Origin of the sequence: Alkalibacterium olivapovliticus (genome assembly GCF_003003275.1) — a bacterium.
In the GTDB taxonomy this organism is placed as follows: domain Bacteria; phylum Bacillota; class Bacilli; order Lactobacillales; family Carnobacteriaceae_A; genus Alkalibacterium; species Alkalibacterium olivapovliticum.
Genome location: NZ_PVTO01000007.1, coordinates 77,233 through 96,690, shown reverse-complemented (window position 1 = coordinate 96,690; position 19,458 = coordinate 77,233). Strand labels below are relative to the sequence as shown.

19 protein-coding genes and 1 riboswitch are annotated in these 19,458 nt (G+C 41.6%); of the genes, 2 read left to right on the top strand and 17 right to left on the bottom strand.

Going from position 1 to position 19,458, the window contains the following annotated elements; all coding sequences use genetic code 11:
* Positions 1 to 199: 199 nt before the first annotated feature.
* The 9 genes from CLV38_RS05110 to CLV38_RS05070 form a co-directional block, all read right to left on the bottom strand.
* Positions 200 to 1,225 (bottom strand): hypothetical protein, encoded by a 1,026-nt coding sequence (locus tag CLV38_RS05110; RefSeq protein WP_211295420.1) that lies wholly within the window; start codon positions 1,223 to 1,225, stop codon positions 200 to 202.
* Between the two features lie 247 nt (positions 1,226 to 1,472).
* Positions 1,473 to 3,350, bottom strand: coding sequence for a heavy metal translocating P-type ATPase (locus CLV38_RS05105; protein ID WP_106192394.1), 1,878 nt, complete (start codon positions 3,348 to 3,350; stop codon positions 1,473 to 1,475).
* Positions 3,351 to 3,526: 176 nt separating this feature from the next.
* On the bottom strand, positions 3,527 to 4,387 hold the full coding sequence (locus tag CLV38_RS05100; RefSeq protein WP_106192392.1) for a VOC family protein: 861 nt from the start codon (positions 4,385 to 4,387) through the stop codon (positions 3,527 to 3,529).
* Between the two features lie 38 nt (positions 4,388 to 4,425).
* Entirely contained in the window at positions 4,426 to 4,923 is a 498-nt protein-coding gene (locus CLV38_RS05095; RefSeq protein WP_245920543.1) for a glycosyl-4,4'-diaponeurosporenoate acyltransferase CrtO family protein, read from the bottom strand.
* A gap of 14 nt (positions 4,924 to 4,937) precedes the next feature.
* Entirely contained in the window at positions 4,938 to 6,053 is a 1,116-nt protein-coding gene (locus CLV38_RS05090) for a glycosyltransferase family 2 protein (protein WP_106192387.1), read from the bottom strand.
* A gap of 36 nt (positions 6,054 to 6,089) precedes the next feature.
* A complete protein-coding gene (locus tag CLV38_RS05085) occupies positions 6,090 to 7,598 on the bottom strand; it encodes a phytoene desaturase family protein (RefSeq protein WP_106192385.1) in 1,509 nt (502 codons plus the stop codon).
* Positions 7,599 to 7,648: 50 nt separating this feature from the next.
* Positions 7,649 to 8,461, bottom strand: a complete 813-nt coding sequence (locus tag CLV38_RS05080; RefSeq protein WP_245920545.1) for a phytoene/squalene synthase family protein — start codon at positions 8,459 to 8,461, stop codon at positions 7,649 to 7,651.
* Between the two features lie 254 nt (positions 8,462 to 8,715).
* A complete protein-coding gene (locus tag CLV38_RS05075; protein WP_106192379.1) occupies positions 8,716 to 8,940 on the bottom strand; it encodes a hypothetical protein in 225 nt (74 codons plus the stop codon).
* 165 nt (positions 8,941 to 9,105) lie between these two features.
* Positions 9,106 to 10,275 (bottom strand): L-lactate MFS transporter, encoded by a 1,170-nt coding sequence (locus CLV38_RS05070; protein WP_170068817.1) that lies wholly within the window; start codon positions 10,273 to 10,275, stop codon positions 9,106 to 9,108.
* Positions 10,276 to 10,660: 385 nt separating this feature from the next.
* Between CLV38_RS05070 and CLV38_RS05065 the strand changes: the two genes are divergently transcribed.
* A complete protein-coding gene (locus CLV38_RS05065) occupies positions 10,661 to 11,482 on the top strand; it encodes an aldo/keto reductase (protein ID WP_106192374.1) in 822 nt (273 codons plus the stop codon).
* Between the two features lie 119 nt (positions 11,483 to 11,601).
* Here the strand turns inward: CLV38_RS05065 and CLV38_RS05060 are convergent, their stop codons facing one another.
* Positions 11,602 to 11,778: a PspC domain-containing protein gene (locus CLV38_RS05060; protein WP_106192372.1), complete on the bottom strand. Its 177-nt coding sequence runs from the start codon at positions 11,776 to 11,778 to the stop codon at positions 11,602 to 11,604.
* A gap of 80 nt (positions 11,779 to 11,858) precedes the next feature.
* Positions 11,859 to 12,764, bottom strand: a complete 906-nt coding sequence (locus CLV38_RS05055; protein ID WP_106192369.1) for a CorA family divalent cation transporter — start codon at positions 12,762 to 12,764, stop codon at positions 11,859 to 11,861.
* Between the two features lie 182 nt (positions 12,765 to 12,946).
* Here CLV38_RS05055 and CLV38_RS05050 point away from each other — a divergent pair, with 182 nt between their 5' ends.
* Positions 12,947 to 13,669 carry a ZIP family transporter gene (locus tag CLV38_RS05050; protein WP_106192367.1) on the top strand — a complete coding sequence of 241 codons (723 nt, stop codon included), beginning with the start codon at positions 12,947 to 12,949 and terminating at the stop codon, positions 13,667 to 13,669.
* 53 nt (positions 13,670 to 13,722) lie between these two features.
* Here CLV38_RS05050 and CLV38_RS05045 read toward each other — a convergent pair whose 3' ends face one another.
* The 6 genes from CLV38_RS05045 to CLV38_RS05020 all read right to left on the bottom strand — a co-directional run bounded on the left by CLV38_RS05045 (position 13,723) and on the right by CLV38_RS05020 (position 19,452).
* A complete protein-coding gene (locus CLV38_RS05045; protein WP_106192364.1) occupies positions 13,723 to 14,385 on the bottom strand; it encodes an HAD family hydrolase in 663 nt (220 codons plus the stop codon).
* On the bottom strand, positions 14,385 to 14,849 hold the full coding sequence (gene ribH, locus CLV38_RS05040; RefSeq protein WP_106192362.1) for a 6,7-dimethyl-8-ribityllumazine synthase: 465 nt from the start codon (positions 14,847 to 14,849) through the stop codon (positions 14,385 to 14,387). The genes CLV38_RS05045 and ribH overlap by 1 nt, the downstream gene beginning before the upstream one ends.
* A gap of 37 nt (positions 14,850 to 14,886) precedes the next feature.
* The gene (locus CLV38_RS05035; protein WP_106192360.1) at positions 14,887 to 16,080 is read right to left on the bottom strand and encodes a bifunctional 3,4-dihydroxy-2-butanone-4-phosphate synthase/GTP cyclohydrolase II; all 1,194 of its coding nucleotides are present in this window, start codon (positions 16,078 to 16,080) and stop codon (positions 14,887 to 14,889) included.
* A 23-nt stretch (positions 16,081 to 16,103) separates the two neighbouring features.
* Positions 16,104 to 16,751: a riboflavin synthase gene (locus CLV38_RS05030; protein WP_106192357.1), complete on the bottom strand. Its 648-nt coding sequence runs from the start codon at positions 16,749 to 16,751 to the stop codon at positions 16,104 to 16,106.
* A complete protein-coding gene (ribD, locus tag CLV38_RS05025; RefSeq protein WP_106192353.1) occupies positions 16,752 to 17,855 on the bottom strand; it encodes a bifunctional diaminohydroxyphosphoribosylaminopyrimidine deaminase/5-amino-6-(5-phosphoribosylamino)uracil reductase RibD in 1,104 nt (367 codons plus the stop codon).
* A 219-nt stretch (positions 17,856 to 18,074) separates the two neighbouring features.
* A riboswitch (FMN riboswitch) is annotated at positions 18,075 to 18,188 on the bottom strand.
* 49 nt (positions 18,189 to 18,237) lie between these two features.
* Entirely contained in the window at positions 18,238 to 19,452 is a 1,215-nt protein-coding gene (locus tag CLV38_RS05020; protein WP_106192351.1) for an acetyl-CoA C-acetyltransferase, read from the bottom strand.
* Between the last annotated feature and the right edge of the window lie 6 nt (positions 19,453 to 19,458).

The window sequence follows — 19,458 nt, the reverse complement described above, 5'->3', positions numbered from 1 at the left end:
TCTGTATATATTGTGAATATGTGACAATTGCGTTTCCAAGTATATTAAACTATCAGAGACCAGCTTCAATTCCGGCCTCTTTAAAATAGGCGTTTCATCACTCATTAGTCATACAGTATTGTCGTACCTATACAATACTGTATAATCAATAAAAAAGACCGGCAAATGTTTACCAGTCTTTTCCTTAATCGTTTTCAGTTTAGTCTACTTTCGTTTCTCCCGTGATTGTTGCATCATCATCAATTTCTGCTGATTCTTCAAATTCGTCACTGGCAAAAATCAAATCGCCATCAATCGTCCCACCAAGTAATTTGAATCCATTAGCTTCCACATATACATCGCCTTCAACTGTTCCGTATTGTAAACGAGTATTTTCATTTTGAATCGTAATGCTTGGAGCGCTTAATGTAAATGTACCTGTAACGTTACGGTCTGCATCTTGTTCATACAATGCCAGTTTACGTTCTACTTCACCGTTATTATTTTCAAATCCATCTACCATTACTAATTCTTCATCTGAAGAAACATTATCTTCAAAAATAACGATCCAGCCACCATCACTTGATAGTCCTTCGAGTAATGAGTCTTCATCGGTAACGACTGATTGAGTTGCTCCAGTTGTTGCATCTGCCGTTTCACCAGCATCAGCATCTTCGCCTTCAACTTTTGTTTCACCAGTAATCGTTGCATCTTCATCGATTTCAGCAGAGTCTTGTAATTCTTCACTTGCGAAAATCAGATCGCCATCGATCGTTCCACCTAATAAGCGGAAGTTTTCTGCTTCTACATATACGTCACCTTCGAATGTTCCATACTGCAGGCGTGTGTTATCCTGTTCAATAGTTAAGCTAGGTGCGCTTAGCGTAAATGTCCCTGTAACGTTACGGTCTGCATCCTGCTCATATAATGCCAGTTTGCGTTCTGATTCACCGTCGTTATTTTCCATCCCACCAGCTAATACCAGCTCTTCATCTGTAGAAAAGTCGTCTTGGAAAATAACGATCCAGCCACCATCACTTGATAGTCCTTCGAGTAATGAGTCTTCATCGGTAACGACTGATTGAGTTGCTCCAGTTGTTGCATCTGAATCCTCTCCAGTTTCATCAGTCGTATCTTCTGCAACTTCTTCTGTTTCATCTTCAGCAGCAGTATCGTCTCCGTTGCCACAAGCAGCTAGTAACCCCAAGCTTGCTGTAATCATTAATAATCTGTTCCACTTTACCATATTTTTGTTCCTCCTGTGTTGTGATTTAATTCACATTAATCATATCATTTTCTGCTAATATGTCAATTACAATTTGAGAAGAACTTTCTAATTATATTCACAACTAAATAAACAGCCCCTATAAAAAGCTTAACAGGGCTGTTTATTATATGTGTCAATCATCACTATCTTTCAATTTTAGAATTTCTGGCCATCCATATAAACTTGCTCGATAATTCACTATTATAAAGTAAGTTCTTTCTTATGCTTAGGGTTTGACAGGTTTTAGTAACCGTAATCCATTCAGTATGACAAGAATAGTGCTTCCCTCGTGACCAATTACCCCTAACGGAAGATTGATTAGCTGAAGAACATTAACTGATACCAGAAAAATAATCACACAAATTGAAAAAATGACATTCTGTAATATAATCCTATTTAGCTGTTTTGACAAGAAGTGGCTATAAGGTAACTGGCTTAGGTCGTTTTGAACAAGAACGACATCTGCTGATTCCATTGCCAGGTCTGTCCCCGCTCCCATGGCAATGCCGATAGAAGCGTTAGCTAAAGCCGGTGCATCATTTATCCCATCACCTACCATGACAATCGTCCCGAATTGCTCTTTCAACTCAAGTATCAGCTCAGCTTTTTCATCTGGAAGACAGTTAGCTCTAACGTCCTCCACGCCGATCATTGCGCCTATCGATTGTCCTGTCGCTTGATTATCTCCAGTAATCATGAAGGTATGAATCCCTTGCTCTTTAAAGTAGGCTATCGTCTCTTTCGCTCCCGCTGCCGGTGTGTCCAGTAGCGCAATGAATCCAATCAGCACACCATTCATAGAGAGATAAAGAACCGTCTTGCCCTCTTTTTCTCTTTCAAGGGCACGAACGGCAGCCGGATCCTCCTCATTGGTCACGACAAATGCTTTCTTCCCGATTTTATATTCATCAGATCCTTGAATCCCTATCAAACCATTTCCCTCTACTTCATTAACAACATCTATTTGAGACGTAACACCCAGTTTTTCAGCACTATAATGCTTAATAACAGCTTTTGCCAAAGGATGCGATGATTGCCTTTCCATTTCAATAATGATCGATATAACACGCTTCTCATCATGACCTGATGAAAACCAGTCGTCCGTTACTTTAAATGACCCTTCAGTCAGCGTCCCTGTTTTGTCAAACGCGATTGCATTTACTGAACTGAAATTTTCGAGATAAGAACCGCCCTTGTACAGAACTCCTTTTTTTGCTCCGTTAGATATGGCTGATAAAGTAGCGGGACTAGCAGAAGCCATCAAAGCACAGGGAGAGGCGACAGTTAACAGGACCATTCCTCTATAAAAACTTTCAGTTAGCCCCCAACCCATTACAAACTGGAAGAACAGAATCATCATTGGAACAAAAATCAGAACCAGTTTGACATAAGTTGTTTCGATCGATTCAATAAAGGTGGCTGTCTGAGAAGGCGTTCCCTGCGCCTCATCTACCAGTCGTATGATTTTGGCAAACAATGTATCAGAGTATTCAGTCGTCACTTCCATCTTGAAGGCATTTGCTGCGTTGAGTGTGCCTCCGATCACTTCATTTCCTCTGGATTTACTTACTGGAACTGATTCTCCGGAGATAGCTGATTCATCAATCAGAGCATAGTGACTAAGCAGTGTCCCATCGATCGGAACGGCTGACCCTTTAGGAACGAGCACGGTATCACTTATGGACAATTGATCTGTACGAATTTCTTCCGTGGTGCCATCCTCATTCAGGCGAAGAGCCATATCTGGAGTCATCTGCATTAAGCTGGATATGGCGTCCTTACTTTTATTCATTGTATACACTTCGAGCGATCCACTGAGAGAAAAAATAAAAATGAGCAGTGCTCCCTCCAGCCAGTATCCAATGACAGAGGCCCCGATGGCAGCTAGAATCATTAAAATATCGACATTTAAAGTTCTCTTTTTAAAAAGATCTGTAATGCCTTCTCTTCCCTGATAATAGCCCCCAATCAGAAACGAGGCGAGAAATACGACTGCATCAAGAGGGGAATAATCCAACACCCTCAGCACTCCACCTGTTATGATCAGCAAACCACTGACTACAGTGAGCATCATTGGCTTATTATATTTAAACAGTACTGACATATCATCTCATCCTATCTACTGGAATTTATCTACTCTTAAGATAGCACATTTTGCTTCTAACCAGTATAAAAGACAGTCAAATGAGAATGAAAGACATTCTCATTATCCACAATTGAGACACGACTGATAAAAAGGGAGGTGATCAATCGCTCTGACTGATCACCTCCCTTTATCTGCTATTCATTACCTGTATACTCCACTTTAACGTGTATGCCATTTGGATCAGTTAAAGTGACCGCATCCGCTTCAGTAAGAAATGGGTGACCACTTTCTGTTAAATGATCTGTTAATGACTGTAAGGTTTTCCTGGATGACAGGTTTAGCGAGAATAAACTTAATCCCAGATCCTCTTCAGTCCGTTCAGCCAGACCTGTACCGGCCCATGTATTCATTCCGATATGATGGTGATACTGTCCTGCTGCTAAAAATCGAGCTTGACTTCCAAATTGGTACTTCAAACTCAACCCCAGCACATTTCTATAAAATGCTTCGGAGGCGTTCAGATCTCTGACAGATAAGTGCATATGCCCAATGATGGTCTTTTGAGGAAAACGATCTGAGGGCTGATCATCTCTGCTTTTCAGCACGCCTTCTGCATCCATTTCCTCAGTCACCCCAGGTATCGTGCCATCTGCATTGATAGTCCACTCTTTCTTTGGTTTGTCCCGATATATTTCGATTCCATTCCCTTCAGGATCCTGCAGATAAATAGCTTCACTGTACCCGTGATCTGATGCACCATTCACTGAAACTCCTTTGTTCAAAAGAGAAAACAATATGTTCCCTAGATCTTTCCGTGTTGGCAGGAGAAAAGCGGTGTGAAACAGACCGGCTTTTAATGAGGATCTATCTGCAGTTGTTTTATTCAAAACAAGCAGTGTATTTTTTGTTTCTGTTATACCTAATTCGATCCGTTCTTCATTTTCACTGATAACATCCAGCCCGATTTTATCAGAATAATAGGCTGTCATCTCTTTTAAATCAGTTACATTCAGCTGCGCATACCTACACGTCAACTCATTATCGATTTTAAACATTCAAACACTCCTTATCATTTACTTACTTTTTAATAGTATCATAGATTCGGATTTTTATCAGTCAGTTTTTTTCTTAAGACGTTTACTATTTTTTCAAGACGTATGCGGTTATACCGTTGAATAATGATAAAAGGGATATTAATTATGACTGCGTAAAGAATCATAATATGTCCCGCCCAAATTGGGTTCCATAAGTAAAACAAGGGTGCTGGAACTAGAAGTAGGATATGCGTGAGTTCCGCTCGTTTAGTTTCTTTGATGAACACCTCAAGAGACTCAATCTGTGCTTCAGGCAGCTTCTTTTTTTTGTATCCTGCCTTGAAAAGAGATGCCCCATCCGGCAGACTATCTTTCCACTTCTGAACTTTAAACACGTTACGCCAGAGTTTTCCTTCTTGTTCAAACGCTCTTTTTTTAAACAGGACATTCAGTTTGTGTTCATATGAAAACCATGTGTACGGGATTTTGAGTAACCCAAGAGAAATAGTCAGATGGAAGAAAAGCCACACCACTATATTGATCAGTATCAATCCCACTTCTGTCACCTCATTTATGTTTTAATATCTCTTCCACGCCATTTCACTTTTTTTATAATATGGACTTGAACGAATGCCCATATATACAGTCCTATGAAGGCTATAACAAAAAAGAACGGGAAAACCATCGTCCACAGTGGGAACCTCCCCACCTTGTTCATCAGCCACCTGAACTGGAAACAGTATAGGAGATAGGCACAAAGAGATAGAAGTACAGCCAGTAAACTGCTGTAGTATACAACTGACAGTATCACTAAAATTGAGATCATGATGACCCCGGTTATCCACATGCCAATGGATAGATGCACAAGCGGATGAGTGCCCTCAGCCCCCTGAAGCAGACTTTTAGTCCAGCCATTCACCAGCTGACTGATCCCTTCCGGAAACATTCTGAAATGAATCGATCCTTTCCCACCGTAAACGGATACGGGCCAGTTCTTGCTTTTATATAGCCTGGCCAGTTCAATATCATCCATATGGCTGTCGAGGATTACCTGATGCCCTCCTGATTTTTCGTACTGCAATCGAGTGGTGAGCAGAAATGGCCCGAATGCCCCTCTATGAGGAAGCTTGTCTTTAAGAAGACTGAACCGGTTCAGTCCAGCCATGACCATGATATTGAGTACGACTGAAATAGTTTCATATGCTTTTTCTGTTTCATGAAATGGCTGTATTGAGAAGAGACCGTTCTGATTTTTTTTCAGATAAACGTCCGCTATTGATCGTAATGCATCCCTATGTACAAATCGAGTATCTGAATCGAGAAAAACCAGCCAGTCCCCCTTTGCTTTTTGGGCACCCATCCAACATGCTGCAGACTTTCCTTTCTGAGAAAGATTTGCGGATGAAGCAGACAAGACCGTTGCACCGAACTCCTCTGCGATATGGGCTGTATTGTCAGTCGATTCATCATCAACGACAATCACTTCAAGAGGTTCAATGCTTTGCTGCTGAATAGACTTGAGAAGTGCCGGCAGCGACAGCTCTTCATTACGGGCAGGGATGATAATCGACAAGGGAGGCACTCTCTCAGAGTTCGCAGTCAGCGGAATGAGGGGGAGTTTCCACAAAAAGAAAAAACCACTAAACAGTCCGAGAAAAAGGATCAAACCGATCATATACCAGATCATCTGACACTCACCCTTTCTCTCAGCCAATTTATGGTTCTACTTATCTTCTTTTACAATCATATCGGATACCTGCTGCCCACTCAATGTGACCATTGGCATTCCGCCGCCAGGATTAACAGATCCCCCTACAAAATAAAGGTTACTGAATTTGGCACTTTTTTTAGGAAACTTAAAGCCTTTATTTTTTTTGCGGTCTGAAACGACTCCATAAATCGCACCATGAGTCGAGTAATAGGTTTCTTCAATATCAACTGGTGTCCATTGATCCTCCACTACAATGTGCTTTCTCAGATCTGTCAGTCCCATATTTTCGAGCTTGATCAGTACACGCTCTCTGAGATCAGCGTACTCTTCATCTGTAAACGGACGATTTTGAATATAAGGAATATGGGGAAGAATTTTAATGTTTTCATATCCTTCGGGAGCCTGCTTAGGATCAGTCTTATTGCTGTTGACTAAATAAATCGTCGGGTCTTCAGGTAATTTCTTTTTCGTGAAGACCGTCTTGTAATTTTCTGAAGAATCCTCTGAGAAGAAAAAATTGTGATGCGCTAGCTGTGGATACAATCTGTTCACTCCAAGGTGAAGGACTAGTCCAGATGCAGCAGGTTCAAACGTTTTCTCAAGCTCTTTAGTATAGACAGGATCAACGTTCAGTAGACGATTATACGTTGGAATGACTTCCATGTTGGATACCACTCGGTCTGCTAAAACAGTTTCCCCAGATGCCAGACGGACGCCCGTAACTGCTCCCCCCTCTGTACTGGTTTCAATCGAGGTGACTTCCGTATTTGTATGAAAAGTCACGCCGACTTCTTCACCCAGTTTGACCAAAGCTTCCGCCAATTTATGCATACCACCCTCAACGTACCACAAGCCTAAATGACTCTGAACGTAAGCCAAAACATTTAAAATAGCCGGAGCTTCGTCTGCAGAAGAGCCGACGTATTTAATGTAATACTTGAGCATGTCCCTCAAGTACGGATTTGAGACTCTCTTGTCAATACCCTGTGACATAGTGTGAAAATAATCAAAGTCTTTCAGGGCTGAAAACACACCGTGATGACTGATGATGGATTTAAGATCATCCAGACCCTTTTCAAAATAACCTTCATTAGTTGCATCATATAATCTTTTTGCATACTTTAAATAATTTCTATATTCCTGTAATTCTTTTTCGCTTAATTCAGGGTTCTTCAGCTTCATTTCATCAAGGTCATTATACAGATCCATTACAGTTCCATCAGTAAAAAAAGAACGCCATTCAAACTGCAGCTGCTTGATAGAGACATAGTCACTCATCTGCTTTTTGCTTTCACGAAACAGACGGTCAAAAATATGCGGCATCGTCAAAATAGACGGCCCCAGATCAAAGCCAAATCCTTCTTTTTCCAATCGGTTAAGTTTTCCACCAAGGTGACTATTTTTTTCAAAAAGGGAAACACTGTACCCTTTCTGCGCTAATGAAATGGCTGCTGACAATCCTCCCAGCCCACCACCAATTACTACGATTGTAGACTCTTCTGTGTTTAACACTTTACTCATAAAATTATGCCTCATTCTGGAGATGAATTTGAATTATAACTATCTCTGGATTAGAACTTACTTTTGACTTCTCTTAAAATAAGCATTTTCTTAATAAAAGAGGTTTTGTTTCGTTTAGTGAAACAGTCGTACTGATTCTGACGCACAGCATCCAGTATCCCAGCGTAAACGCGTGATGAGAGCGCGACTGGAAACTGACTGTCTTTATCAAAAAGGTGCAGCGCATTTGAAAAATCAAGATAACGTTGTTCTGCGAGCAATGCAATGCTTTCCCACAAGGTGATAAAGGCGCTGTTTATAGTCCCCTCAGCTAAATCATCCTTCGAATAATTGAGTTTGTTCATCAGTTCCACAGGTAAATAAATACGATTGATTTTCTTATAATCTTCCCCTATATCTCTCAATATATTGGTCAACTGCATCGCAACTCCCAGGGATAGTGCTGGTTCCCTCAGTTTTTTATGATGCTCTGTTGCAATGATCGGCAACAGCATTAAACCTACTGAACCCGCTACATAGTAGCTGTATTCTTCAACTTCTTTCATTGTACAGGGCTGTTCAAACTTATAATCCATAGCCTGGCCTTGCAGCTGATCATAAAAAGGCTGAATGGACATATCATAACGGTTGAAGACGTCTCTTAAAGCACGCCAGATGGGATGCGCAGATTCTTTGCCTTCTTCAAAGCGATTAAGTTCATTAGACAAAAAAGCCAGGGCATCTGCCTGCTCTTCTTCTGTCTCTGCTTCATCAATACTGTCATCTGCCAAGCGGCAGAATGCATAAATAGCATAGACAGCCTGAGCTTTTTCGGGGGGGAGTTTTGAAAAAGAAAAATAGAAGCTTTTAGAATGTTCTTTTATAATGTCCTCACAGTATCCATAGTCCTGTTCGATACTGGAAGCATGCGTTAATTCTTTTTCGATAAAAGTTCCTCCTCTTTATAGTGAGGTGGTTATGAGAGGATGACTTTTTTCACATTCTCTATAACACTTGTCATTTTGCTACTTTTTTACATAATAACATATTCCTTACTTTTCCTCATGTGAAATGCAGTCTACATAAGAATAGAAACTGCTCGTTAAAAGAGCAGTTTCTATTCTTTTTTTGAATATTATTATAATAAAGTTACATCCAGATAACCTAGTCTGCGTGCTTCTTTTATCCGCTGCTGATCTTCTTCTGTCACCTTTAACAGAGCCGGATTCTGCAGAATCATTTCATATCCGTATTCCTGGACCCCTGATTGTATGATCGCTTTATCTATCCCTGTCACGATAGCTAATATTTCACCCGGTTTTTTATCTTTAGCCCGCTCATCCGTTACTTCAGTGAATAACATGACTGGCCCTCCTCTCTCTATTCATGCACTTATATGTCACCTAAAGTATACCATATATGTAAGCGCTTGAACAGAATTAAGAAAGACCCAAAATGACTATTTATGCGACATCAGTGAATTTAAGAAAGCCCGGTGCAAAATAGGTCAAATATGATTTTTTGTGATTTATTCTGCTTCTGGTATTTTGACTAAGAAAGTCAGCCCTAATCCGACCACTGCCAGTAAACTGGACCATAGGAAAGCTTGAGTTTCTCTAGACGCTAGCGATAACATCAGTGGACCAACTAAAGCGGATATCCCATACGCTTGATAGAGCAGGCCATAATTGGACCCGAAGTAATATGACCCGAAATAGTCACTGCAGACAGCCGGAAAGGTTGCCAGGAATCCGCCAAAACAACTGACTATAACAGCCAGCAGAAGATAGTAAGTCCACACGTTAAGCGTCAGCAGACTTAGCGCCGCCATAGATACTGCAGTCAGACCGAACAACAAGGTAAAGACACGCAGTCTTCCAAAAACATCAGACAATGCTCCCCAACCCAATCGTCCTGAAGCATTGGCAATAGCTGCTACAGCTACTGCATATCCGGCGACTCTGGGAGACAAGCCAACCAAGTCCCGGGCAATATCCTGAGATAAGCCGATGATCAGCAATCCACTCAAACTGCCTGTGAAGTACATAATCCACAGTAAATAGAATGATTTGGTTTTCAGCATTTTTTTTGAAGAATAATCACGTTCGTTTACCAGTACCTGATGATCGCCATCTGATTCCGGGACGCGAAGCAGTTGAGCTCCAGTAATCCCTACAGCGGCATAGACAAGACCCTGAACTAGAAATGTCTGGGAAACCCCAATAGAAGCAATCAGTGCAGACAAAACAAAATTAAAGATAAATCCGCCTAATCCAAAAGCTCCGATGATAATCCCAGTTACCATCCCTTTTTTTCTGGGATACCACTTCAGGCCAGTTGAGAGCGGGCAGACGTATACCATGCCTACTCCAATCCCGCCAAGCAGACTGTAACCTAAGTAAAGTGTCATCAGCGTTGTGGCCTGTGAGACGATGATCAGACCGGTACTGAAGCAAATCATCCCTATAGTCCCAACTAAGCGAGGACCGACTTTATCCTGAAGTCTTCCCGAAAATATTGTCACAAAGGCAAAAATAAAGACAATCAGCGAATATGCAGTGTATACTTCGGTTCTTTCCCAACCGAATTTATCCACAAGTGGCTGATTGAATAAACTCCAGGTATAGATTCCTCCGATACACAGCTGCATCATAACACCGCCTAGAAGGACCTTCCATCTGACTGATGATTTTTCCATAAACATTTCCCCTTTTCAGAAATAGTATAGCAGATTTTTATTTTGACATTCAAACTAATTTTCACAGATACTATTCAATCTAGTCCTATTAGGTAAATTAAAGTCACTGCTTTTGTTAGTTTGACTGATCAGCATCTGAGCAAGCGGATTGATCCTTGCTTCATTGTATACCATCTATCATTATCGCTTATTTATAAAGAAAATGGAACCATACAAAAGCTGACTACACAAACATCCTTATCCTCATAGTGCCTCTTCCTCTCCTTTTTAAACTGTAAGTTTTATATTTATAGTCATTATCCTATTATAAGTACACCGCGAGATATTTGTTTTCGCTTTCATTGTGAGGTAAACTGAATTTATAAATTGGAAAGTGGGGGTACGAATGACAAACAACGTTTTACAGTATACGCTGAATGATGGATTGAAAGTTCCAGCTGTCGGATTTGGAACAGATGTACTGAAGGGCGCAAAAGGCGTCTTAACGATCATACAGGCGTTAAACAATGGGTATCGATTTTTAGACACGGCTTATGCTTACGAGAACGAAGCAACTGTAGGCAAAGCAGTTAAAGAAAGCGGGTTGTCCAGGCAGGAAATACTGATTTCCTCCAAACTACCTGAAAAGTATCATCAGTATGACCTGGCTGTTCCAGCTATTCAGGAATCTCTATTCCGTGCGGGTCTAGACTATTATGATATTTATCTGATCCATTGGCCGGACCCGAAACAGGATAAATTTGTTGAAGCGTGGCAAGCTTTGATCGATGCTCAAAAATGGGGCCTTGTCCGCTCAATCGGTGTTTCGAATTTCCAGCCTGATCAACTGAAGCGTCTGAAAGATGAAACTGGTGTCATGCCGGTAATCAATCAGATCCAAACCCATCCTTACTTTACCCAGGATGACATGCTAAAAGCAAATGAAGAACATAATATATTGACCCAGTCATGGAGTCCTTTAGGAAATCGCATGGCAGATGACTTGCTCGATAATGATACATTGAGAGAGATTGGGAATCAGTATGACAAATCGATCGGTCAAGTCATTTTGAGGTGGCACGTCCAGAATGGGTATATGCCGATTCCACGATCGAGTTCACCTGTCCGTCAAAAAGATAATCTGACAGTATTTGACTTTGACCTTTCTGATCAGGATATGAAAGCTATTGCGTCACTTTCTAGGCTAGACGGCAATATTTACGGTTAACAGTTTTCAAGATACCGGACACTAAAAAACTAACCCTCTCCTCTATACCCCGTAAAAAGGGTGATGCAGGAGTGGGATAGTTTTTTAGCTTAATGAGTGTTAAAATTGACTTTAATTGCCTAGTAATCTTCCGGCATAATTAGTGCGAGAATAATATAAAGCAGCAAGTTCGATGGCAGCAGAATAAAGGCGATTCGAACAGCTAACGAAGAGATTCCAAAGAATTCAGCGATCCCGCCGCATACACCTGAAACAATACGGTCAGTTGATGATTTTCTCAGTTTATTTCCATTCATGGTTTTTCCTCCTTCAATTTAGTAGTCTACTCCTACTTTACCCTTACCTGATGAAATTCTCAAATCATTTCAGGTTTGTTTCACATATAATCTTTTCTTTTTAAGTACAAAGCCATTACAATTCCCAACAGTAATGAACCGGCAATGACCACCACTGTTCCGAAAGGGGATTGTCTCCCTACGAGTCCCCCAGTATTCATACCAAACAAGCTGAAAATCAAAGTGGGTATGGAGATGACCAGTGCTACCGATTCTAGAAATTCCATAATACTGTTCAGCTTATTATCGATACTGTCTGATAGCAGTCCACTAGTCGACTCAATCAAATCCTTATACAAGTGGCTGTTATACTGGCTTTTCTTTATTCGAAGTGCTATTATTTCCCGTTCGCTCGTTTGTGTCGTATTCAAGATAATTGAATCTTCTGACCACCGCGATATCGTCTCATCAAAATCATCGATTCGTCTGGAGAAAAAGACCAGTTCCTGTTCAAGATCAGTCACATTTAATAATACATCTCTATCTGCTTTTTCTTTCGCTTCCTTCATTAAATCCTCAATAGACTGTTTTAAAAGTAATAGTCTGTCTTCTACATCATTATATAGCAAGTTTATTGTTTCAACCATGGCGTGGTGAGGAGACGTGTGGCTTTTCAGCTGATCGGCCATCCACTGGCTGTCGAGTCCACTGAGAACACACACCACCAGTTCCTCAGAATAAACAAAGGTTACGGTAGAATTTGCCTGCTGAATCGTCCCGTATCGCTTCTTTTCCCAGACGGGCAGGTGCAGCACATTCAATTGTCCATGATGGTCTGTATCCAAAGCATTGTAGTAGGAGATGTCTGACTCTTTGTTCAAAGCATATAAATCAAGGGGGATAGCATGGGCTTTACTGAAGCGACCCAGTTCTTCTTCAGTGAAGTCCTCCACTATGATCCACTCATAGACTATATCATTGCTTGTTGTCTGCCCTTTTTCAATCATAGCGATCCCTCATTCATCCGTAGTTTTCTGCCTTCATCATACTCTAAATTCAGTTGTTTCTCTAGGAAAGCTTTTTAAAGAAAGACTGACTGTCTAATAGGATTATTTTGAAATATAGTGTACACTTTATTTATCCCGTTATGAAAGTGAGGAAAAGCTAAAACTGTTTAGCTTAAAAAATTATGTGGATCCCCTTTGTATTATGTATCGGCTTTGTACTTATTCACTTTTTTTCCATTTATCTCTCTTTACCGCAACCCTTACTTAGACGATTTGTATCATTCTCAGCTGGTGTCGGAATTGCCTATGTCTTTATCCATTTGTGGCCCCAGGTAGCTCATACACAAGCTCTGGCGGAACAGGAAATCCACTGGCTAGAAGGGCATTTACTTCATTACGCCCTTTATATCATTGCCTTAATGGGCCTCACAGTTTTTTATACAATGGATCGTCTGATTGCACGGGCGTACGAAACGGAAGAAACCACTAACCCTAACTTGATCGAATCACATATTTTCTGGTCTCATATTGGATTTTTTACACTATACAATGCTATGATCGGTTACCTGCTCACTCATATGGAAGAGATGACAACCTCTCTACTTATATTCTTTATTGCCTTTGCGCTTCACTTTGTCACCAATGACTGGGGCCTCCGTCATCACCATGAGGCTGTTTATGATCAGTATGGACGATATATTTTGTCTGTATCAATCGTTATTGGGTTTATCATCGGCGTCTTTTCAAATTTCCCAGACTATTTCATTGGGAGCGTAGAAGCCTTTGTGGCTGGTGCCATGACTTTAAATGTGATCAAACACGAATTACCATCTGAACGGGATGGTAATCTGGAGGGGTTTCTTCTAGGCGTATGTTCAGCCGGATTTCTGTTTATTTTAATTTAAAAAGCTTGATGAGAAACGTACACTGTACGCAGAATCTCATCAAGCTTTTTAAATTAAAGGAAGTGTTTCAATTCGCTGATATCATTTATCACTAAATCTGAAGCCTTCAGCTCTCCTATTTTACCAAACCCATACTGGCATCCAATAGAATAAAACCCATCAAGTTCGCCTACTTCAATATCCTGAAATCGGTCTCCAATTACAACAAAATCCTCTTCATAGTCCTGTTTGACAATTTTCATGATCTCTTTTTTGCTTTTTTTAAAGTTAAACTGCTCTGTGCAAAGCAGTTTCGAAAAATACTGATCCAGACCAAACAGCTCATTGTGCTGCTCCATATAGTCAATCGAACAGTTACTTAAAAAAAGCATCGTGTACCCTTTATCTTTAAGGTATTTTAAGGTCTCTAAAGCTCTCGGATACACCTTTGCTTCATTATTCAGTAATTTAGTCTGCATTGTTTCACCAATTAGATGTGACGCTTTCTGCTGAACCGTATCTTCGAGATCCGGCATGAAGAGCTGCCACATGTCCTGCTTACTGTATCCCAGCCACTGAGTGATCTCTTCATCTTTCCAGTCTCTGGGAGCAGCTTTCTTCTGTTCGACCAAATAGTCATACGCCCGCTTAAAGGCGGGAATATAAATTTCTCTGCTATCATGAAGTGTGCCATCGTAATCAAAAACAATTGTTTTTACGCTGGTAAGCTTTTCCATTACGATAGCTGCTTGACCAGATTGGCCATTTCAATTGCCCCAACAGCGACTTCTGCTCCTTTGTTCCCTGCTTTTGTCCCAGCACGTTCGATGGCCTGTTCAATCGAATCGACGGTCAGAACACCAAACATGACTGGAACGCCTGTGCTGTCGGCAGCTGCAGAAACGCCTTTAGCCGCTTCCGAACAGACGATATCATAATGAGACGTAGCCCCTCTGATAACGGCGCCTAATGTAATAACAGCATCATATTTACCCGAAGCAGCCATCTTCTTGGCGATAAGCGGGATTTCATAAGCACCCGGTACCCAAGCGACTGTAATGTCAGATTCTTTCATCCCATGTCTTTTCAATGTATCAACAGCACCATCCAGTAAACGGGAACCGATAAAATCATTAAAGCGTGCTACGACTATCCCTATTTTTAAATCACTTGCGATTAGTTGTCCTTCAATTGTATTCATTTCTATATTCCTCCATGTCCTATTGTTTTAAAGCGTATCAGTATTCTAAATAGTGACCCATTTTTTCTTTTTTTGTCCGGAGATAAGCTGTATCTTCATCATAGAGATCCATTTGAATCGGGATACGTTTTTCCACTGTCAATCCATATTTATCCAGACTTGAGACTTTGAGCGGATTATTCGTCATCAGATTCAGCCGGCTGACTCCCAGGTCATCAAAGATCTGCTTGCATTCATAATATTCTCTTAGATCGACCGGGAAACCCAACAGCGTGTTGGCCTGGATTGTATCGTGCCCCTGATCCTGGAGCGCATAGGCTTTTATTTTATTGACCAGCCCGATCCCTCTTCCTTCCTGACGCATATAAAGCAGCACACCTCGGCCTTCTTCAGCGATTTTTTCTAAAGCCGAATCCAGCTGCTGACCACAATCACATTTTTTTGATCCGAAGACATCTCCTGTCAAACACTCAGAATGAATACGTGCGAGAACGGGCTCACCATCATCTATAGTTCCTTTTACAAGCGCTATGTGATGTTCTCCAGTAAATTTATGTTCATAGGCATAGATGTCGAACTCTCCAAACTTAGTTGGCAGCTTCGCCTGAGACTCCCTGAAAATTACTTGTTCATGTGCTTTACGATAATCGATCAGATCGGTGATCGTTCCAATTTTCATATCATGCTCTTTAGAAAAAGCGATCAGGTCATCTCGTCTGGCCATTGTGCCATCATCATTCATGATTTCACAGCACAAGCCAGCCGGTTTTAGACCTGCCAGTCTCATCAGATCCACAGTAGCTTCAGTATGGCCGTTTCGCGCTAAAATACCGCCGTCTACTGCTTCCAGTGGAAACATATGACCGGGTCTTTTAAAGTCTTCCGGTTTACTGTCTTCGGCGACCGTTTTCATTGCTGTCAGTGACCGTTCAGCAGCAGAAATACCTGTCTCTGTTGTAACGTAATCGATCGATACTGTAAAAGCAGTCGTATGGTCATCTGTGTTATAAAGGCTCATCTGAGATAATCCCAGTTTTTTTGTATAGTCCTTCGTCATCGGAATACAAATCAGCCCTCTGGCATATTTTGCCATGAAATTGACATTTTCAGGTGTTGCAAATTCAGCCGCACAGACTATGTCACCTTCGTTCTCCCTGTCCTCGTCATCGACAATAATAACATTCTTTCCTTGTTTTAAATCTTCCAGCAACTCTTCGATTCTATCAAACATAAGCTCACTCCTGTCTCTCTGATTTAATATCCGTTTGTTTTCAGTAATGCTTCTGTCAGTTCATTTTTGTTATCTGACTGACTAGAAAGGCCTAATAGTTTTTCTACATATTTCCCAATCAGGTCACACTCAAGATTGACCTTGTCTCCAATTTTGTGTTTCAGCAAGGTCGTTTCTTCTCCTGTGTGGGGAATGATTGACACCTGGAACTCAGTCTCTGATACAGTAACGACTGTCAAGCTGATGCCATCGATGGCGATCGATCCTTTTTCAATGACATAGCGCAGTAATGCTTTATCTGCCTCAACCGTCACCCAGACGGCATTGTCATCTTTTCTAAACCGCGTGATGACGCCCGTTCCGTCAATATGACCACTGACCATATGCCCTCCGAGTCTTGTCTGCAGATTCAATGCGCGTTCGAGGTTCAGTTGACTTCCTTTCGAGAGGCTGCCAAGTGCTGTACGGTTCAGTGTTTCAGACATAACATCTGCCTTAAAGGTATCCTGATCGAGATGTGTAACAGTCAGGCAGACCCCACTAGTCATAATACTGTCTCCTATAACCGTATCTTTAAGCACTTTTGAAGCTTTAACTGTCAGCTCACTCGATTTAGATCCTCTTTTAATGTCTTTGATTTCACCAATTTCTTCCACTATTCCGGTAAACATTTACTGATTCCTCCTGTCAATATACGCTTCGATGTGCATATCGTCTCTGATCCTGGTGATGTCCATATTGTTGAGTTTAAAGACCTCAGACATTTTTTGTATTCCTTTACCCATTACCGGTGAAGGTGCTCCGTCTCCTCCGATGAGAATAGGTGCAATGTAGACAGCCAGTTTATTGACAATGTCCGCTGATAACGCCGAAGCATTCACGGTACCTCCTCCTTCAAGAAGTAAACTGTCTATCCCTTTTTCACCGAGTATTTTCATGGCTTCTTTCAAGTCGACTTGTCCGTTTTTGTCAGGTAAGACTAGTACCTCAATGTGCTTGCCTTTTAATTTATCCAGTTTAGCAGACGGTGCTTGACTTGTTGTCAAAATGATTGTGGGCGCGTCCTGCTGATGTGACAGTACTTTTGCATCGAGCGGAATTCTAAGTCTGCTGTCGAGTATAATGCGTGTCGGATTCTCAAATGCTGGGACACGACAAGTCAACTCCGGGTCATCTTTCAGTACCGTATTAATTCCTACCATAATGCCGGAAAGGTGTGCTCTCAGATATCGGGCATGCTGCCTTGAATCTTGGGAAGTGATCCACTTTGATTCTCCAGTTTCAGTGGCAATCTTCCCGTCGAGTGACATGGCATACTTCATGACCACATAAGGTAGTTTAGTTGTAATATAATAATTGAACACTTCGTTCAGCTTGTGACTTTCCTTTTCATATATCCCTGTGACGACTTCAATTCCAGCTTGTCTCAACTGCTTTATTCCTGATCCTGAAACAAGGGAATTTGGATCTGTTGCAGCAATGACTACTTTTTTTATTTTTCTGTCAATGATCAGTTCTGAACAGGGTGGCGTTTTACCGAAATGTGAACAAGGTTCCAGTGTCACATAGAGCGTTGCCCCTTCAACAGATTCAGAGGCCGATTCGATCGCATTGACTTCTGCATGCGCCTCTCCAGCTTTTTTGTGGTAGCCTTCTCCTATTATTTTTCCGTCTTTCACAATGACAGCCCCCACCATCGGGTTTGGAGCCGTAAATCCACGTCCATTACTGGCCAGTTCAAGAGCTCTTTTCATCATTTTTTCATCATTATTCATTTTTCCACCTCATAAAAAATGCCCTGAATCAGTAACTGATTCAGGGCAAAGACTTTTAGTACGATTTCTGCACAAGCCAAATAAATGGTCTGTCCATCATTAAGACAACAAAAAATAAAAAAATACCCCGGAACATTACATTCCAGGGCATTATCCATTGCATCTCAAGTGGTCTTTAAAAAAGCAGAGTTTCTCCCCTTTAAAGATAATTGTGCATACGTGTGTCTTCTTTCATCCAGACTATACTGTCGGCTTCGGAATTTGACCGAATCTGCCTTGCGGCTCGTGGGCTATACCACCGGTAGGGACTTGCACCCTGCCCTGAAGACTATTTAGTTTGTACATTAAGAATATATAGAATTTTATACATTGTCAACACTTATTAGTCAACGTCCGTATTTTTAAGTAATACAGCTACACCCATGCCCCCGCCAATACACAATGACGCCAAGCCATATCTAAGTCCACGCTTTTTCATAAGGTGAACGAGCGTGACTAATATACGATTGCCACTTGCTCCAACAGGGTGACCTAATGCAATGGCTCCCCCGTTCAGATTGGTCCGTTCCAGCATATAGTCTTTACTGACACCAAATTCGTCCGAGATTTCTTTAATGACGCCTAAACTTTGTGACGCAAAGGCTTCATTCAGTTCAAAGACATCTATGTCTTCAAAGGAGATGCCGGAACGCTTGACTGCCTGTTTGATAGCCGGTGTCGGACCCAATCCCATAACAGATGGATCCACGCCACCCTGGCCGATCCCCATAATTTCAACAAGTGGTGTCAGCTTATTCGTCTTGAGATACTCTTCGCCAACAATTAACGTTGCACTCGCTCCGTCATTGATTCCGGAGGCATTTCCTGCAGTGACTGATCCGTCCTTTTTAAAGGCTGGTCTCAGACTGTTCAGTTTCTCTTCCGTCGTTTTACGGTTAGGGAATTCATCGGTATCAACTATGACTGTTTCGCGTCTTACTTTCGTTTCGACGGCTACAATTTCATCTTTGAATGACCCATTATCGATTGCTTCGATGGCACGCCTTTGTGATGTATAGGCAAATGCATCCTGGTCTTCACGTGTCAGGTTATACCGCTGGACGATATTTTCCGCCGTGACCCCCATATGATACCTTTCAAACGCGTCAGTTAACGCATCATCCAGCATATGGTCACCAATTTGGTAGCCGCCCATTTTCTGACCCGTTCGTGTTTTCCCGGGAATAAGGTAAGGTGCCTGACTCATGGATTCTGTTCCACCGGCAATGATGGCCTGGTACTCGCCTGCTTTAATCCCAAGATAGGCATTCATGACAGATTTAAGCCCGCTGCCGCAAACCATATTGAGCGAATAGGCAGGTACTGATACCGTGATTCCCGCTTTAATGGCTGCCTGTCTAGCTACTCCCTGACCTTGTCCGGCCGGCAGAACATTTCCTAAAACAACTTCGTCTATATCATCGTGATTAATCTTACTCTGTTCTAAAACACCTCTGATAGCAGCACTACCTAGATCGGATGCTGACACATCTTTCAGTGCGCCTAGAAATGAACCGATGGGTGTCCGTTTAGCTCCCGCAATATATACTTTACTCATTCTTTT

Bases quoted from the DNA above. Each gene is read 5' to 3' on its own strand.
- CLV38_RS05110 (WP_211295420.1), bottom strand. From the start codon at position 1,225: ATGGTAAAGTGGAACAGATTATTAATGATTACAGCAAGCTTGGGGTTA.
- CLV38_RS05105 (WP_106192394.1), bottom strand. From the start codon at position 3,350: ATGTCAGTACTGTTTAAATATAATAAGCCAATGATGCTCACTGTAGTC.
- CLV38_RS05100 (WP_106192392.1), bottom strand. From the start codon at position 4,387: ATGTTTAAAATCGATAATGAGTTGACGTGTAGGTATGCGCAGCTGAAT.
- CLV38_RS05090 (WP_106192387.1), bottom strand. From the start codon at position 6,053: ATGATCTGGTATATGATCGGTTTGATCCTTTTTCTCGGACTGTTTAGT.
- CLV38_RS05085 (WP_106192385.1), bottom strand. From the start codon at position 7,598: ATGAGTAAAGTGTTAAACACAGAAGAGTCTACAATCGTAGTAATTGGT.
- CLV38_RS05075 (WP_106192379.1), bottom strand. From the start codon at position 8,940: ATGTTATTCACTGAAGTAACGGATGAGCGGGCTAAAGATAAAAAACCG.
- CLV38_RS05070 (WP_170068817.1), bottom strand. From the start codon at position 10,275: ATGGAAAAATCATCAGTCAGATGGAAGGTCCTTCTAGGCGGTGTTATG.
- CLV38_RS05065 (WP_106192374.1), top strand. From the start codon at position 10,661: ATGACAAACAACGTTTTACAGTATACGCTGAATGATGGATTGAAAGTT.
- CLV38_RS05060 (WP_106192372.1), bottom strand. From the start codon at position 11,778: ATGAATGGAAATAAACTGAGAAAATCATCAACTGACCGTATTGTTTCA.
- CLV38_RS05055 (WP_106192369.1), bottom strand. From the start codon at position 12,764: ATGATTGAAAAAGGGCAGACAACAAGCAATGATATAGTCTATGAGTGG.
- CLV38_RS05050 (WP_106192367.1), top strand. From the start codon at position 12,947: ATGTGGATCCCCTTTGTATTATGTATCGGCTTTGTACTTATTCACTTT.
- CLV38_RS05045 (WP_106192364.1), bottom strand. From the start codon at position 14,385: ATGGAAAAGCTTACCAGCGTAAAAACAATTGTTTTTGATTACGATGGC.
- ribH (WP_106192362.1), bottom strand. From the start codon at position 14,849: ATGAATACAATTGAAGGACAACTAATCGCAAGTGATTTAAAAATAGGG.
- CLV38_RS05035 (WP_106192360.1), bottom strand. From the start codon at position 16,080: ATGTTTGATAGAATCGAAGAGTTGCTGGAAGATTTAAAACAAGGAAAG.
- CLV38_RS05030 (WP_106192357.1), bottom strand. From the start codon at position 16,751: ATGTTTACCGGAATAGTGGAAGAAATTGGTGAAATCAAAGACATTAAA.
- ribD (WP_106192353.1), bottom strand. From the start codon at position 17,855: ATGAATAATGATGAAAAAATGATGAAAAGAGCTCTTGAACTGGCCAGT.
- CLV38_RS05020 (WP_106192351.1), bottom strand. From the start codon at position 19,452: ATGAGTAAAGTATATATTGCGGGAGCTAAACGGACACCCATCGGTTCA.